Here is a 17,452-nt window from a genome sequence, read left to right as displayed (position 1 = left end):
GTGTGGTTGAGCAACTATAGCGATATACTAGAAAGTACTCAAAGCCTAAGGCACTAATCTCTTAATTACCAAAATTATACCTGAGCGTAAACCCTGCATTGATTGTAGTTTGTGGGAACGCCGTAGATACAGCGAACTGAGAAAAAGAATGATCATAAAAGAACAGTGCATTTAATTGCTTGCTTAAAGCGTAATCTGCAGTAAACTTAACCGATAATAGATTTTGGCCAGAAGTAATCTGATTATTATCGATATCCAAGTTTCTGATAATGGTGATATTATCCCGTAAAGTAATGTCTGCCTTTAGGTTTAAATCACCTTTTAAACGAGTCTTATTTCCACCAATATTGGTCACTAGTTTCACATCTTTAATGCGATAGCCCAACCCAACGGTATAGTCCGTTCCGTTTATTTCAGTCATTAGATTATTATCAAAACTTAAAGACAAAGCCCTATCCGTTCTAACTTCTGCCAATACACTTACTGAATTTTTCATCTCAAAATCGACTCGAACCAACGGGTTGAAGCCATCTACCATGACCACGTTATTAATAATATTATCAGGCAAAACATCTCCAGTCTCCACATCAATAGTACCATTCTCTTTTTCCAAATTAGTTTGAAAGGAGTTAATGCTGTACGATGAGCGATACCCATGTTGTACCGAAAAGCGCTTGAATCTCTTTTTAAAGAACTTACTCTTCATCAATCCTGTATACTTGATATTCCAGTTCGGAATAGGAATATCCCGAAACGCATCTAGATTCACCCTATCCCCGCTCTGTCCACTATAGGCGGCAAAAAATGCAGGCAACAAGACCTCTTGTTGCGTCTTCCCATATCGTTGCGGAAAACCATCTTCATCCAAGGTTCCAGGATCTTCTCCTCTATCGGAAACCAAACGATTAGCAATGGTCAATCGGTTAGCCTTAAACTGCTCAAAGGTCTCAGAATCAAATTCATCACTTCTACTAAAGGCCGTACCAATCATAACGGTAGAGATGCTAAAACTTCCAAAATTGTTTCCCAATTGTAGGTTATAGGGCTCGTCTGCAGTTACATCTACATTAAAGTTCTCTTGATAGCTCTCCGAAAACTGCCTATCTGCAACTAAATCTATAGTTAAATCTCTGGTGGGCTGAGCCGTGGCTGTAATATTCAACTGGGTATTGGTACGTTGAATAAACTGTTCATTAAACTCCGGGAAGGTAGTCAACCAACCATTTCTGGCCGCTTCAAAACGAATATCCGACTGGCTACCAAAAACAAAACCTAAAGAGGGTCTTGAGGTGCCTATAAAACCAATAGATTGCGTGTACCCAGGCAGCACTGTTCCATTACTCTCGTTATAATTTATGTTCAGTCGCTTTACCATGGTCACCACATCTACCAAGGTATTAAACAGGGCGCTTGACTTTTTCTCAACTTTCTCTTCGGCATCTGCTGCTAGCCCTAGATTCCCTCTCTTAGACTTAGTCTTGCTTCCTAAAGCACCACCTTTACGCTTCTTAAGTCCTATAAAGTCATAAAACTTCTGCATAGTCATCGATGCTGTAAGGTTATGCGTGTTTGCGTTCTGGATGGTGTTGATATCACTTCCTACAACCTCCCTAAGGGCATCACCGCCGCGTTGCCAATCAAAATTACCGGTATAGCTATACTGTGCACTTATAAAGTCCAAAGCCGGTATCTTAGCAAAGGGTATCTCATAGTTCAACTGCATTTCTTGGGAGTGCCTATTCGGCTCACCTATATCAAAAAATCCGTCCCATAGTTCTAATGCCTGATCTATTCTGTCTCTAGAATCAACAGCCTCGTTTTCGTTAAAATAGTTTCGTACAATATTATTGTTGGAAGCCGTCAAATTCAAACGAAGTGACTTCGTTAAATTATAGTTTAGGGCATATTGCCAATTAAACAAGTAATTACGCTGTTGTAATTCCGGAAGCTCCAAACGATCAACACCCTCTTCCCGAACATCCCTGAAACGTTGGGCATTGAACTGCCTATTGATATTGGAATTCAAGGAAATACTCGCTGGCAATAAATTAAGATTCAATTCTTTTAACCATTTCCAGTATGCGCCGTTAAACAAAGAATCTTTCTTAGCAAAAGGTGCTATTTCAAGTGGCTTAAAACTATGGGCATACACAAAACCAGTATTCACACTTTGATCTCGTAATTTGGCAATCTCAAAATCCCTATGATCTGTTTCGTTGTAGGAATAATTGAAGGTGAAGTTCTCTATATCATAGAAATTTTCATCTGCTTCCTGCCCTCTATCCTTACGAACTCCTATTAAATTGATACTCGTTCTTTTGGTGTAATCCTCTGCTTGCTCCCTTATTTCGTCTGCAGCTTCCTGATCAGGTGCGGCATCGATTAAGTCGTCTAATTTTAAATCATCGTAAACAGGGTCAAATTCCGGGGTTATAATCTGCTCGGAAATACCATAATTGAAAGGTAATTGTATGCCCCATTTTTTTGGCAGTAATTGACCCACATTTATATTGGTTACCAAGTCATATGAAACGGCATCTTCTCTGGCGCGTTCATTTGGCATTTGATCAATAGTTCCAAAACCAGATGTACTGGTACTACCTGTAGCGGTCATATTTGCAAAATCAGCTATGTTGGCATCTATTGCCGCAACTGCAGCCCAACCACCATTATTATCCAAACCTGCCAACCGCAGCTCATTGAACCAAACCTCGCCTCGTGCAGGTAAATTATCTTGGTTCTTTATCCCCACCATAATACTTCGGATACTTCCCAAAGATGGGTTTCCCCGTAACCCTATACGCACTCTTCCTGGAGTACGGATATCGAATTCATTCACAGGGAACACTTCGCCATTCTCAACCTCAAAGAAACGGACCTCGCTTAAATCCCCACTCTGAATCCATAAGGATTTTACCTTGTTCAAATCGCTAAGGCTAATGTTCATTTCGTTTACCTCTGGCCATATCTCGCTTTCCGAAGCGGCTCCAAACGGAGTAAACTGCAGCGGAAGTTCAACTTGATAAAAATTCTGCGAGAAATCAGTTCCAAAACGCAGGAACCCAACCAAAGGGGTGGAACTATCTGCATAATCGCTATCCACTATTTTTTCCGCATGCATAAACATCTTAAGGTTTTTGTATTGACGGATATCGATATTCAAATTCTTAAAAACCCCTCTTGCATCTTGCGCCTCTAAATCTTCCACCAATAGTGAAAGGGACTGCTCGTTCTGTCTAATAATGGTGTTATTATTGTTTAATTGTTCTCTGGCCACACCTGGTGGTAAAACATAAGGGATAGGAAGCCGACTGTTGTTCTCTTCAATATTTACCGTATTTACGTCCAAAGTTGTTCCGTCATCCGCAGGATTATCATCTATAGTCTTATCCTGAAGTGTCTTGGTATACGTACGCCAATCGCCACGCACCAAATCTAGAGTAGCAAAGCGGAGTACGGTAGGGTTGTTGAATCCCGTCATATACATACGCATAAAACTAATGGACCTAAAATCCGTAATTCCACCAACGGCATCTGTAAAATCACTCAACGGGATTTTATACTGTATCCATCTTCTATTGAGCTGATCTCCGTTAGGAAGTTCGGGCGTAGTCCCTTCTTTGATATCGGTTACATACTTATCGTTAATAGTGGTATTAGGCTTAATTCCAATACGGTACTCGTAGTAACTATTTACCGTATTCATAGTTAAATCTCTATCTATATCTTCAACATCCGGTAAGGTTGTCGACCCCCTATTTGTATTGGTCACCTGCACTGGCGAATTCCCATCAGGATTATTAAAATCAAAATATCGTTCTAAAATTCCACCTTCGCGGTTCAAGTAATACTGAAAGTTATCCAGTGCTGGATCTGGGCCGGGGTTGCTGTCATAAATAGCCTGTTCCGCTGCATCGTTAAGACCATCAAGCCCAATATCCTGTAAGGCACGATTAGGCTCACTGGCATCAAAGGCATAAACCAATGATTGGGTAGCAGGAACCTCTCCCCATGCTGTAGGTGCAATAAAATCATTACTTTCTACTCCAGGAAGTCCGTTTTCATATTGTTTTTTCCCATCGCGTAAAATATCCTCCGAGATGTTTCCTAGGTTTAAAACCAATTCTCCTGCGCTGGTTGCTTCCCCGTCTACATATGGATCTAAGACCCAAAACTGAACGAACTCTACGTTGGTCTGCTCAAAATTTGTACTGCTCAAAGATCGCATAATACCACCCCACTTTTCACTTGGCGCGGCCGTATCAAAATTTGCGTTATTATTATAAGGTCCTTTTGCATTGGGGTAATAGGCCATATCCAAAGTCCCTTGCACCGTAGTTTGACCTTGGGCGATATCTACTTGCGGAAAGACTTCATCGATAAAAACCCTTCTTGTAGGGTTGGTAGAGATATCATTATCACTTATTTCTGCCGGCCGTTGGTTCGTGTAAAAAATAGGGTCAATCGTATACCACGCCATTTTCGCCCTTCCAAAACCATTCTGCAAGTTGGCCGCATCTTCCGGTGAGCTACCCGACAATTGACCACCTGGTGCAAATTCTAAAGGCGTACTAGCTAAAGACCACGCCAAAGAACCGCGAACATCCAAAAGAGTCTGGGCACCTTCAAAATCATCTAAATAGGTTGTTGTCTCTCCTTGAAAATCTGCGTTCTTTGGAGAATTTGGCTTTAACCAAGCAACCTCTGCTCGTATAGACACGTTAGAAGGTATATCAGTATCTATATTAGGTAACTTGTTCACCATACGAGTCAAAAAAGGAACTTCGGTTGAAAAATTACTATTTAAACCAAAAATAGTATTGTTTACAGGCTCTATACCAAAATTCGATTTTTGGGTAAGTGGGCGCTCATTCAAATTTAACAAGGTACCACCTAGCACAAAGTTCTTACTAAACTGATGCTCTACGTTAACCCCAGTAAAACGACGTGTTTGTTGCCCGAAAACGGCATTATTTTCCACTGAAATATTGATAGGCGTATTGGACGCCTCTAAACTTGGATCCAAAAGCTGTACTGTGCCCGCTTGGTAATTTACGGTATAATCTATACCCTCCTGCAATTGACGACCACCTGCCGTTACCCTCACCGAACCTCTAGGTACATTGAAGGCTCCAATAGGAATTCCATTACTCCCTTCTGCCTTAAAGCGTCCTTTTAAAATAAATTTATTTTTCTCTGGATCTTGTAGTGCCGCCGCCTTGGTAAGCTCATACATATCCCTAAATACATACTGGTCTTGATTAGGATTATAGGCAGATGGCATATTATACTGACCAGCATTACCGTTCTCTAAGGTTTCGAACAAGTACTCTCCAAAGGGTTCCACTTTGGTAAAGACAATACGTCCGCCTTGGGTATCAACTGTAATACCTGGATAAAAATCAAAAAATCCATCACCTCCTGGTTGTAAATCATTATATACGTTCAACCTATCCAAATTAAACACATCCAATAAGATACGTTCCTCCAAACCGTCGGGCCATCCAGAACCAGGCCCATCGTCTATTGGGGTAATATAATTTCTTGGCGTAGGATCGGAATACAATATATTAAGTTTAAAATCTTCCTGACTTAATCGGAATGCGCCCGTGGCATAAATATTTTTCATCATCAAATCCCAAATAGGATCGCTGACATTAGTAATGTTACTTTTTAATAATTTAAGAATCAAGGTATTATTCTCTATGATAGGATTCGCTCCTTGAGAAACCGTGGTAGCATCCAAACCTCCATTTGCAAACTCCCCTACTTGAAAGACTTCGCCCTTAAACGTATATTGAAAAGCCACAGCCAATACCTCATCATTACTCAACCTTTGATTCAAAGAAACATACCCCAATTGCGAATTGAAGGTATAATCACGTGTCTGCTCCAGCTTTCGGGCATTCTCCAAAATAGCATAGTCAAATCCTTGGTTAGGTCTATACCCTGATGTAAAACTACCGAGATTAAACGCATTCTCTACTGTAGCAATATCCCTGATATTCGCAGTCAATGCTCCTCCTGCCCCTATCAATTCCGGGTCATAATCATTGGCGTTATTTCTTGGACGATTATCCACGGTATTATTGAAAAAACCTGCGGCATCTGCACCATTTTGCCCTACCCTTGTTTTTTCCTGGAATACTTCACCTAAATCTTGAAAAGCCACTACATTACGAACGTTTAGCGTTTGTTGGCTCCTATTGGTTACCCAAACCTCTAATCTAGTAATCTGCACCTGGCTTTGTATGTAAGGGTAGGTTTCCAGCGCCCTATCGTAATTATCCCTAAAATAATGCGCTAAGAAAAAGTGTTTGTCCTCATCATAATCTAAAGCGGTAATATTAAATTCATTTAATGTACCACCACCTTGTGCCACTACCGTATTATTCTGGGAACGCTGTTCGGAGAAAACTGCGGTGACCATTGTTTTACCAAATTGGAGTTGCGTCTTTACCCCAAACAAGCTCTGTGCACCTTGTATAAGTGAACTATTTAAAGGCATATTTACGTTACCTACTTCAATTTTTTGAAGAATATCGTCCTCGGTAGGGGTATAATCCAACTTTACGATATTCTGAAAATCGAAAGTAGCCTCAGTATCATAGTTGGCATTTACCTGCAAACGCTCGCCTATTTTTCCAAGCATACTTAAACTTATGCGCTGATCAAAATCAAAAGATAAGTTGGTTCTGTTCCTTGGTGAAAGTGATGGGTTATCATTCTTTTGCCAAATAACGCCCAAATCCATAGCTACGGAACCCTGCGGTATCACCTCTATGGTATTCCCTCCGAATACGGATTGGAAGAAATCATTATTTACATAAAAATTGGGTAGTAAATTTCGTCGTGCTTCCTCGCTTCCTTGCTTTTTCCCGGAGTAGGCATCTGACTTTTCCTTAAAGTAAGATTTGATACCCTCTTTTTTAATCAGATCATAATATTGTTCTGGTGTGAGGATAATTGGATATCCTATATCGAAATTTCCAATTTTTTCATTGTAGACGTACCGATCTAACTTAGCATCATAAAGGTATCTAGAAACGATACTCTCAGGATTTTCCAGAGCAATACGCCCTAGTTCATATCCGGTTTTCACAGAATCTACTTCCTGTTCATCTGTTTCTTGGGCCATAGATGCTTCTATGGATCCAAAAACAAATAAGATTAGAAAAAGATACTTAAAAAATGTTTTAAGATTATTGATTGCCCCTGATTTCAAACTTGTTACAAATTTTTGAGCGCGAGTTTTATAATGTTCTCAGCGCTTAGTGAAGCATCTTGGGAAATTACTTTATCAACTACCTTTTCGGCTTGTCTTCTAGCAAATCCCAGAACCTCTAAAGCAGATAACGCTTCATCTTTATTTGTATTGTTTGAAGTTGTGGAAAGTTCGTCTATATCGTACACTTTCAAAATCTTGTCCCTAAGGTCTAAAATGACCATTTGTGCGGTTTTGACGCCGATACCCTTTATGGCTTGTATGGCAGGAGCATCCCCATTGGCAATGGCATCTCTAATTTGTGCTGGAGACATTGAAGATAACATGGTTCTGGCCGTACTGGAACCAATACCGGAAACCGATAATAATAAACGAAATATTTCACGTTCCGATTTTTCAGCAAACCCAAACAAAGTATGCGAATCTTCCTTTACTTGTAAATGCGTGTAAAGACTCAACAACTCCCCATCCGGTAGCTTGGAAAAAGTGTGCAAGGATATATTAACAAAATAACCCACCCCACCACATTCTATTATAACATAGGTTGGGTTTTTCTCTGCTAACCTTCCTTTTAAATGATGGATCATTATTTTACAACTTCAAATTAAAAGTAAAAGGCAAAATACTTAGTCAGAAACCTATAGCTAAAAACATAACTCTTACCGCTGATTATCTGCTACTTCCCTCTGATTTATTTTGCACTTTATAGTACTTTCTACTGTTTACTGGACTTCGCTTTTTTACGCTTTTCCCTTTCTTGGGCATCGATAACGGCTACTGCGGTCATGTTAACAATCTCATCAACACTAGCCCCCAATTGCATAATATGTACCGACTTTCTTAGACCAACCATAATTGGACCGATAGAGTCTGACTTATTAAGCTCTTTTAAAAGTTTATATGTAATGTTGGCAGATTCCAAATTAGGAAACACCAAAGTATTGACCTTCCTGCCTGCAAGTTTAGAGAAAGGGAATTTACTTTCAAGTAATTCTCTATTTAAGGCAAAATCTGTTTGTATTTCCCCGTCTACAACTAAATCTGGATTTTTTTTGTGTAAAATTTTTACGGCCTCTCGCACTTTTTTAGCATTAGGATGCGATGAGGAACCAAAATTAGCATAACTCAAAAGTGCCATTACAGGTTCAAAACCGAAAGTACTGGCAACATTTGCCGTCATTTGTGCTATTTCTGCAATTTCTTCTGAATTTGGGTCTATATTTATGGACGTATCTGCTAAAAACAATGGACCTCTGTCCGTAATCATGATATTTACCGTAGATACCTTTTTAACATTAGCAGCCATTCCTATAACTTCTAAAATAGGTTTCACTACCGTGGGGTAGGCCCTAGAATATCCTGAAATCATACCGTCTGCATCCCCTTCCAATACCATCATAGCGCCAAAATAATTACGCTCTTTCATTTTTATTTTCGCACTGTACAGCGTTGTACCACTGCGCCTTCTACTTTCCCAATACGTAGTGGCGTACTGATTTAGGCGCTCATCGAATTCTTTATCCAATGGGTCTACAATAGGAATGTCAGCATCGAATTCAAGTTCTTTTTTGAGCTCCAAAATAACATCCTTTCTTCCCAAAAGAATAGGTTCTGCAATACCCTCTTCATACACAATTTGAGCAGCTTTTAAGACATCCAAATGATCAGCCTCGGCAAATACAATACGTTTAATATTAGATTTTGCACGGCTGTGCAACAATCGTACTACCTTATTATCGTTTCCGGAACGTTGCAATAACTCTTCCTCATATTTATCCCAATCTTCAATAGGAGCTCTTGCGACACCACTTTCCATAGCCGCTTTTGCAACTGCTGGTGGTATTTTGGCAATAAGTCGCTGATCAAAAGGTTTGGGGATTATATATTCCCTTCCAAAAGTCAATCGTGTTTCACCATAAGCAATATTCACCTGTTCAGGAACGGGCTCTTTGGTCAATTCTGCCAAAGCTTTTACGGCTGCCATCTTCATTGCTTCGTTTATAGCTGTAGCACGCACATCTAAAGCACCTCTAAAAATAAAAGGAAAACCCAGTACATTATTGACCTGATTAGGATGATCTGATCTGCCCGTGGCCATGATGATATCCTTTCGGGTAGCAATAGCCACATCATAGTTAATTTCCGGATCGGGATTTGCCATAGCAAAAACGATGGGGTCGTCTGCCATGGACAATAACATTTGAGGGGTTACGATATCCGCAATGGATAGTCCCACAAAAACATCAGCACCTACCATAGCTTCATCTAAAGTATCTATTTTTCTATCCGAAGCAAATTCTAATTTTTCTTTGGATAAGCTTTCTCGATCGCTACGAATAACGCCTTTGCTATCTAGCATTACTATATGTTCCGGACTTGCACCAAACGCCTTATATAATCGTGTACAAGAAACTGCAGCAGCACCTGCACCACTAATTACAATTTTAGCGTCCTGCATCTTTTTTCCGGTAAGTTCCAAGGCATTCAACAGGGCTGCTGCTGAAATAATTGCAGTACCATGTTGATCATCATGCATTACAGGAATATCCAATTCTTCCTTTAAGCGTCTTTCTATTTCGAAGGCCTCAGGTGCCTTTATATCCTCCAAGTTGATTCCCCCGAAGGTTGGAGCAATCATTTTAACCGTCTCTACAAACTTGTCTACATCTTCGGTATCTACTTCAATATCAATACCATCTATATCTGCAAAAATTTTAAAAAGTAAGGCTTTCCCCTCCATAACAGGCTTAGAAGCCTCTGGTCCAATATTACCTAATCCTAAAACTGCTGTTCCATTAGAAATTATGGCTACAACGTTCCCTTTTGAAGTGTATTTATAAACATTTTCCTTGTCTTTGGCTATTTCTAGACAAGGCTCTGCAACACCTGGAGAATAAGCTAAAGCAAGATCTCTTTGCGTACTATAAGGCTTGGTAGGTACTATTTTAATTTTACCAGGCTGGGGTTTAGCATGATAAATAAGTGCTTCTCTTCTTAGTTTTTGCTTGCTCATGTAGTGTGCTTTAGAACGACAAAGTTATACGTATTCTTTGAAAAATCGTGAGCTCTTTATAGTTTAAACTAAAAAATAAAAGAATACTCTAAAATAACTAAGAAAAATATAGCTAAACCTCTTTAGGAACATTCAGCCTCATGGCCAATATAGCGGAGATAATAAAAAATGCTCCAGCAAAAAGGATTGCATTAATAGCACTCCCTCCTAGAACATATTTATAAATAGGCCCAAAGGTTAGGGTCTCTATTCCCATAGGAATCACAATCATCATATTCAAAATACCCATATAAACACCTCGTCTATCTTGGGGAACTACCTTGGAAACCATGGTGTAAGGAATTCCCATCATTGCTGCCCATCCAATACCAAATAACACCATTGGAGCGAGCACGAGCCAAGGATCAGCTACGAAAGGAATAATAAACAAAGCCAAACCTGTACCCACCAGACTTAATGTATAGATTTTTTTTCCGCCGTACTTTAACGTAAGTGGAACTAGTGCTAGCGCTGTAACCATAGTTACAATATTATAAGTTAAGCTCATTTGTGCCGTTTGTGATGCTGCTTCAGAAATACCATAGTCCATAGTAAGCATAAACAATGGTGTGATATACTGCCAATAGATAAAAAGAGCGTACCACTGAAACAAATAAACGGCTCCTATTTTCCACATAAATTGTGGCATTTTTTTTATCGCGTCTGCTATTTCTTTAAATGGTTTTGTGATGCGAACTCTTAATAGCTGTGCTTTATCATGGTTGATTTCTGCGAGCTCTTCATCTAAAGGAGGAATTTCTGGGGTTTTTAAAACTGACCATAAAACTGTAGTTAATGACAAGAAAGCACCTATATAAAAAGAGTAGTAAATCCATTGCGGTATAACTCCTATTTCATCTACTACTTCTCCAAATAAATCTTTGAACAAAATAATAGAAACTGTGGCAAGTACTACTCCCAATCCACAAAATAAACTTTGCATTTGAAAGCCTAAACTCAACTGCTTTTCGGGTAATTTATCACCGATAAATGCTCTATATGGCTCCATAGCCATGTTATTTCCAACATCTAAAATCCAGAGCAACCCAACAGCAAACCATAATACAGGACTATGCGGAAAGGCAAAAAGGCACAAACTACCGATTAATGCACCTATCAAGAAATAGGGTTTACGTCTCCCCCATTTTGTAGACCACGTTTTATCTGACATAGCTCCGACGATAGGTTGAATTACTAAGCCAGTAACGGGTCCTGCAATATTTAAAATAGGTAACATTTCCTCAGACGCACCCAAATACAAAAACATAGGATTGATAGCTGTCTGTTGTAATCCAAAACTATATTGAATTCCCAAAAACCCAACATTCATATTAAAAATCTGCCAAAAATTTAAACTTGGTTTCGTTAATTTCATTGGTCTCACTTTTAGTTCTATTGGCCCTTTATATGAATAAGATACTAATTTGATAAAATAAATTCATATTTCTCAATTTAACATAGTATCCAAGATAGTATTTTTAATGTACGGTTAACAAAGTGGGATATAAAAAGAATGCTATTTACGCCACGGAAACGATAGCATTGATAAGACCTTACTTCAAGAATTTAATGTTTCGCTGTAATCCTGAAAATTTAGTCCGCTTTACTGCCGACTTTTGAAATACTTTTTTAAACACATCTTCAGTAATTTCCTCCCAATCCTTTTTAGACATGGAGAGCAACTCTGGATGTGGGTTGAACAAGGGTTCGTTATGTGGTTTTGAAAATTTATTCCAAGGACAAACATCTTGGCACACATCACATCCAAAAGCCCAATCGTCAAACTGGCCATGAAACTCGTTCGGAATCTCGTTCTTCAACTCTATGGTTACATAAGAAATACACTTACTGCCATCTACAACATAAGGCTCAACGATAGCCTCGGTTGGGCAGGCATCTATACATGCGGTGCAGGTACCGCAATGGTCTGTTACCGGTGTGTCGTATTCCAAATCCAGATCGACAATAAGCTCAGCTATAAAATAAAAAGAACCTACACGCTGTGTAAGAAGGTTGCTGTGTTTCCCTATCCAACCTAATCCGCTTTTAGCAGCCCAAGCTTTATCCAAAACCGGTGCAGAATCTACAAAAGCCCTTCCGTGAACCTCCCCTATTTCTTCTGAAATAAAGTGCTGTAACTCGCGGAGTTTAGATTTGATTACGTGATGGTAATCATGCCCATAGGCATATTTGGAAATCTTATAGGTATTTGGCATTTGCTTTTCCTCTGGGTAGTAATTCAGCAACAAGGAAATAACCGATTTTGAACCTTCTACCAAAAGCCTCGGATCTAATCGTTTATCAAAATGATTTTCCATATAGGCCATCTCCCCGTGCATATTCTTCTTCAACCATTTCTCTAAACGAGGTGCATCTTCCTCAAGAAAGTCTGCCTTAGAAATACCACAAGATAGAAATCCTAGACGTTTGGCCTCAGCCTTTATCATTTCAGATGTCTTTAATCGATTCATCGAAGCTTAAAATGAAGGTTAACTGCTACGGGTTTTAAGGAAATAAGTGGATCTATAGGAATTTCATCAATATCAGACTCTAGCCTGTACTTACGAAGTATTTCCGCAACAGTAAGAATCATTTCCTGCATGGCAAAATTATTTCCGACGCACATTCGTGGGCCACCACCAAATGGAAAGTAATAGTCAGAAAAATCTTTTTTGTTCCTAACATCAAATCGCTCTGGAACATAGTTTTGAGGCGCATCCCAGAATTGTTCATCCCTATGTAGCTCGTAAATAGCCAACAGTAGCATGGTGTTTTTTGGGATTTGGAATCCGTCAATCTCATCTTCGGCTATTGACTCCCTATCTATGTAATACGCTGGTGGATACAAACGCATTCCCTCTTCAATGCATAGTTTTACATAACCAAGGTTTCTAAAATCTTCCATTTCAAGGTTTTTTTCCCAATCTATTTTCGAAATCTCTTCAAACGCTTTTTCTTGTACCTCTGGATGTTTGGCTAAAAGGTGCAAGGTAAAACCTAGTGCATTCGCGGAGGTTTCATGACCAGCCGCGAATAAAATCAGTACCTCATCTATGAGCTGCTCTTGAGACATAGACCTACCATCCTCGTAACGTGCTTTTAAAAGCATATCCAATAAATCGTCCTTGTCCGAATTTTCCGAAATCCTTTCTGTAATTATCTGGCTCAATATCAACCTTGCCTTCTTGGATATTTTTAAATGGTGACCAATTTTCCCCGAGAGCTTGTACCACCAGTTTAAATAGGGTTGTCGCATTTCTTTGATAAGCATCCGTTGATTGGCCTCGGTAATATCCTTTAAGTCTGACATTTGTTTTTTAATGTCATCTCGACTGAACAACGAAGTTGCCACGACTTGAAAAGCCAAATCTCCCATTAAAGGATACACATCTTGCAGCTCGTTCGGACGGATTTTGGTCAACTCCCCTTTTATAGCAGTATGCATAATACTAATCAATCCTTGAAGTTTTTTCTTATGGAAAGCGGGCTGGACCATACGACGATGCGTGCGCCAATGCTCCCCATTAGACGTCAATAAACCATGCCCTATATATTTAGCCAAATCGACCGTCTGTAAGGAAGATTTTTGATATTTTTTTTGCTCGGTTTGAAGTACTTGTTTTATAAACCGGGCATTCCTTGTAAAGACAATACGTTTTCTAAAACCAACTTCCACCTCAAAAATATCACCTAATCTACTAAAATTATCATGGTGAAAAGGAAGTGGATTGCTCAGTATCTGTTTTCTATTCTTAAATACATGGGAGCGCGAAACTCGGGGTAGTTTTTTCATTAAAATAGACCGCCTTGAATATTATTTTTTATTCTGCCCAAATGTTTGTAGGCTAACTCTGTTACTTCCCGTCCACGGGGTGTTCTCATAATAAATCCCTGTTGTATCAAAAAGGGCTCATATACTTCCTCTATGGTTTCCGCACTTTCAGAAACAGCAGTAGCTATAGTTGTAATCCCTACAGGACCTCCTTTAAACTTATCTATAAGGGTAGTTAAAATCTTATTATCCATTTCGTCAAGTCCGTGGGCATCTACGTTCAACGCCTTCAAACTAAATTTAGATATTTCCATATCTATACTTCCATTGCCTTTTATTTGGGCAAAATCACGAACCCTACGTAATAAGGCATTACAAATTCTTGGTGTTCCCCTGCTTCGACCTGCAATCTCAATGGCTGCATCTTGGGTAATCGGAACCTTAAGTATTTCTGCACTTCGCTCCACGATCGTAGATAACAATTCTGTAGAATAGTATTGTAACCGACTCTGAATACCAAAACGAGCCCGCATAGGAGCCGTTAGCAACCCAGAACGCGTAGTAGCACCGATAAGCGTAAACGGACTCAAATTGATTTGCACCGATCTTGCATTAGGACCGCTTTCGATCATAATATCAATTCTGTAATCTTCCATCGCTGAATACAGATATTCCTCTACAATAGGACTTAGTCTATGTATTTCATCGATGAATAGCACATCACGCTCATCCAAATTGGTCAGTAGCCCGGCCAAATCCCCAGGCTTATCCAAAACAGGACCAGAGGTGATTTTAATACCTACGCCTAATTCGTTTGCTAAAATATTTGCTAATGTAGTCTTACCAAGTCCAGGAGGGCCGTGAAAAAGTGTGTGATCTAAAGCTTCTCCCCGCTGATTTGCAGCCTCTACAAAAACCTTTAGATTTTCTAAAACCTGTTCCTGACCTGTAAAATCATCAAAATTTATAGGCCTCAGGGCCTTTTCAATGTCCAATTCCGCATCGGAAAAACCCTCAGAGGAGGGGTCTAAGTACTCGTTCATATGCTAACAAAGATACGTAAACCGACATGAAGTTTTTTCAAGTCGAGCCTCCTTTATTTCGAATGATTTAATATAGAAATTCGTAATTTTAAGGCATGGAAAAGAACCTATATCCCTCAGGAATCCTTCAGTACATTCCTTTTTTTTATGTTATCTGGTCAGACGACCTGATTTCAGCCTCAGAAATTAACGTGGTTGAAAGGGCAATACGTAACGATATCAGTTTAAAAACAAATGAGAAAACTTCCTTGCTTTCTTGGTTACAGGTATCCAAACCGCCAAAAGATGAAACATTTAAACTATGGAAGCAAACGATTTCCAATTCTCAGGTTCAATTGATTGAAAGCGAGACCTATCCGCTGGCAACATTCAGTCAAAAAGTCGTATGCCATTACTATGACACCTACCCCTTCAACGATAACTTAAAGGACATAGAAATAAACTTGGGCATACAGCCCAACCACTACAACCACCTTTTTGATGTAGCAGTACAACATGAAGTTTCGTCCGACTATTACAAGGCCTCAGAAATTGATGGTATTTTAAAAGGAAGAAACGCAAAGGTGGTAGATGATTTCAGGAAAACCTTAGAACACCCTGTTTTTAAATGGGAAGTTCATAGAAATAAGGAGGAGTTCAGGTCCAAGGTTTTAGAACAGGTGGTCCACTTGGCTGAAAAAGGTTACGGAGCTCTAGCCTATCCAGAAGCTTATGGAGGAACGGGTGATATGGAAGGTTATGCCACTATTTTTGAGAATATGATGTATGTTGACGGAAGTCTTACCATTAAATTCGGAGTGCAATTTGGACTCTTTGGCGGCAGTATTCAAAAACTAGGCACACAACAGCACCACAATAGCTATTTATCCCAAACTGGAAAAGGCAGATTACTAGGCTGTTTTGCAATGACGGAAACAGGCCATGGCTCCAACGTTAGAGGTATAAAGACTACCGCTACTTATGATCGAAGTACGGATAGGCTAATTATCCACACTCCTGGAAAAAATGATAATAAAGAGTACATAGGGAACGCCCTGCATGCTACAATGGCATCGGTTTTTGCTCAATTAATCGTAAATGGAAAAAATGAAGGGGTACATGCCATCCTAGTTCCTTTGAGGGATACCAATCACAATACCTTACCTGGTATTACTATTGAAGATAATGGATATAAATTGGGATTAAACGGAGTTGATAACGGAAAAATTTGGTTTCATCAAGTACAGGTTCCCAGGAAAAACCTCCTCAATAAATACGGTGATATCACATCTCAAGGCACATACAAATCTGATATTAAAAACCCGAATAAACGGTTTTTTACGATGTTAGGAACGCTTGTTGGTGGTCGTATTTGTGTCGCTAGAGCCAGTCTTGGCGGAGCCAAAATGGCGCTAGTAGTAGCTATAAAACATGCATTAAAAAGAAGACAGTTCAATGACAGTATAAAGGTGCAAGAGGATTTATTAATGGATTACCCAACACATCAATTACGACTTACGCCCTTGGTAGCAAGTGCCTATGTGTACCACGTTACGTTGGATAAAATGATGGAAATATACTCCGATGACACCCAACCTGACAAGCGCAAGGTAGAAACCCAGGTAGCCGGATTAAAATCAATGATTACTTGGTATGCTAACAGCACCATACAGGAGTGTAGAGAAGCTTGTGGCGGCAAAGGATATTTATTGGAAAATAGAATTGCCGACCTAAAAGGCGACGTAGATATTTTTACCACATTCGAGGGAGATAATAATGTATTGTTGCAATTGGCTGCCAAGGGCGTATTATCAGATTTTAAGGAAGAATTTAACAGTGCAGGCTTTACTGCGGTATTAAAATTATTAAGCCAACAGCTAAGTGATAAATTAGCTACAGTAAACCCGCTGTACTCCAATAAGACAGATAAGGAACACTTATACAATCCAAAATTCCATAAACACGCCTTTAACCACAGGACTAGAAGACTTACATATACCTTGGCTATGCGGATAAGAGGATATATAAAAAAGGGGGTGCCATCCTATCAAGCGTTCTTAAAAGTTCAAACCCATTTACTCACCTTAGGAAAAGCATACAGTATCGAGTTAGCCTATGAAACATACAGCACCTTTACCGATAGCATAGCGGACGAAAAGAATCGGGAATTGTTTCAAAAACTTGGAAGCTTATATGCCCTTTCCGAAATTACGAAGGATGCCTCTTGGTATTTAGAACAAGGGTATATTGGAAGCATAAAATCAAAAGCAATCCGACGCCGTACTGAAAGACTCTGCACGGAACTAAGACCTCATTTAAACAGCTTGGTAGATGGGTTTGGCATACCGACACACTGCATGTCGGCTCCTATAGCCCAATAA

General features: G+C 39.5%; 8 protein-coding genes. 1 reads left to right on the top strand and 7 read right to left on the bottom strand.

The annotated features are described in order from the left end of the window. Positions 1-61: 61 nt before the first annotated feature. The 7 genes from sov to ruvB form a co-directional block, all read right to left on the bottom strand. Positions 62-7,225, bottom strand: a complete 7,164-nt coding sequence (gene sov, locus Q360_RS0117470; protein WP_027078223.1) for a T9SS outer membrane translocon Sov/SprA — start codon at positions 7,223-7,225, stop codon at positions 62-64. Between the two features lie 5 nt (positions 7,226-7,230). Continuing rightward, entirely contained in the window at positions 7,231-7,812 is a 582-nt protein-coding gene (ruvA, locus tag Q360_RS0117465) for a Holliday junction branch migration protein RuvA (protein ID WP_027078222.1), read from the bottom strand. Positions 7,813-7,940: 128 nt separating this feature from the next. Beyond that, positions 7,941-10,238, bottom strand: a complete 2,298-nt coding sequence (locus Q360_RS0117460; protein ID WP_027078221.1) for an NADP-dependent malic enzyme — start codon at positions 10,236-10,238, stop codon at positions 7,941-7,943. A 112-nt stretch (positions 10,239-10,350) separates the two neighbouring features. Then, complete coding sequence (locus tag Q360_RS0117455) at positions 10,351-11,652, bottom strand: MFS transporter (protein WP_027078220.1); 1,302 nt, start codon at positions 11,650-11,652, stop codon at positions 10,351-10,353. 178 nt (positions 11,653-11,830) lie between these two features. Next, positions 11,831-12,748: a tRNA epoxyqueuosine(34) reductase QueG gene (queG, locus tag Q360_RS0117450; RefSeq protein WP_027078219.1), complete on the bottom strand. Its 918-nt coding sequence runs from the start codon at positions 12,746-12,748 to the stop codon at positions 11,831-11,833. Continuing rightward, the gene (locus Q360_RS0117445) at positions 12,745-14,070 is read right to left on the bottom strand and encodes a cytochrome P450 (RefSeq protein WP_027078218.1); all 1,326 of its coding nucleotides are present in this window, start codon (positions 14,068-14,070) and stop codon (positions 12,745-12,747) included. Before Q360_RS0117445 ends, queG begins: the two co-directional genes overlap by 4 nt. Beyond that, a complete protein-coding gene (gene ruvB, locus Q360_RS0117440; RefSeq protein ID WP_027078217.1) occupies positions 14,070-15,092 on the bottom strand; it encodes a Holliday junction branch migration DNA helicase RuvB in 1,023 nt (340 codons plus the stop codon). The genes Q360_RS0117445 and ruvB overlap by 1 nt, the downstream gene beginning before the upstream one ends. A gap of 95 nt (positions 15,093-15,187) precedes the next feature. On the opposite strand from ruvB, the gene Q360_RS0117435 reads away from it, so the two are divergent. Continuing rightward, complete coding sequence (locus Q360_RS0117435; RefSeq protein WP_027078216.1) at positions 15,188-17,452, top strand: acyl-CoA dehydrogenase family protein; 2,265 nt, start codon at positions 15,188-15,190, stop codon at positions 17,450-17,452.

It is taken from the genome of Maribacter antarcticus DSM 21422, assembly GCF_000621125.1.
Taxonomy (GTDB): domain Bacteria; phylum Bacteroidota; class Bacteroidia; order Flavobacteriales; family Flavobacteriaceae; genus Maribacter; species Maribacter antarcticus.
This window is presented reverse-complemented; position numbering and strand designations above follow the sequence as displayed.

Bases quoted from the DNA above. Each gene is read 5' to 3' on its own strand.
- queG (WP_027078219.1), bottom strand. From the start codon at position 12,748: ATGAATCGATTAAAGACATCTGAAATGATAAAGGCTGAGGCCAAACGT.
- Q360_RS0117445 (WP_027078218.1), bottom strand. From the start codon at position 14,070: ATGAAAAAACTACCCCGAGTTTCGCGCTCCCATGTATTTAAGAATAGA.
- Q360_RS0117460 (WP_027078221.1), bottom strand. From the start codon at position 10,238: ATGAGCAAGCAAAAACTAAGAAGAGAAGCACTTATTTATCATGCTAAA.
- ruvA (WP_027078222.1), bottom strand. From the start codon at position 7,812: ATGATCCATCATTTAAAAGGAAGGTTAGCAGAGAAAAACCCAACCTAT.
- ruvB (WP_027078217.1), bottom strand. From the start codon at position 15,092: ATGAACGAGTACTTAGACCCCTCCTCTGAGGGTTTTTCCGATGCGGAA.
- Q360_RS0117455 (WP_027078220.1), bottom strand. From the start codon at position 11,652: ATGAAATTAACGAAACCAAGTTTAAATTTTTGGCAGATTTTTAATATG.
- Q360_RS0117435 (WP_027078216.1), top strand. From the start codon at position 15,188: ATGGAAAAGAACCTATATCCCTCAGGAATCCTTCAGTACATTCCTTTT.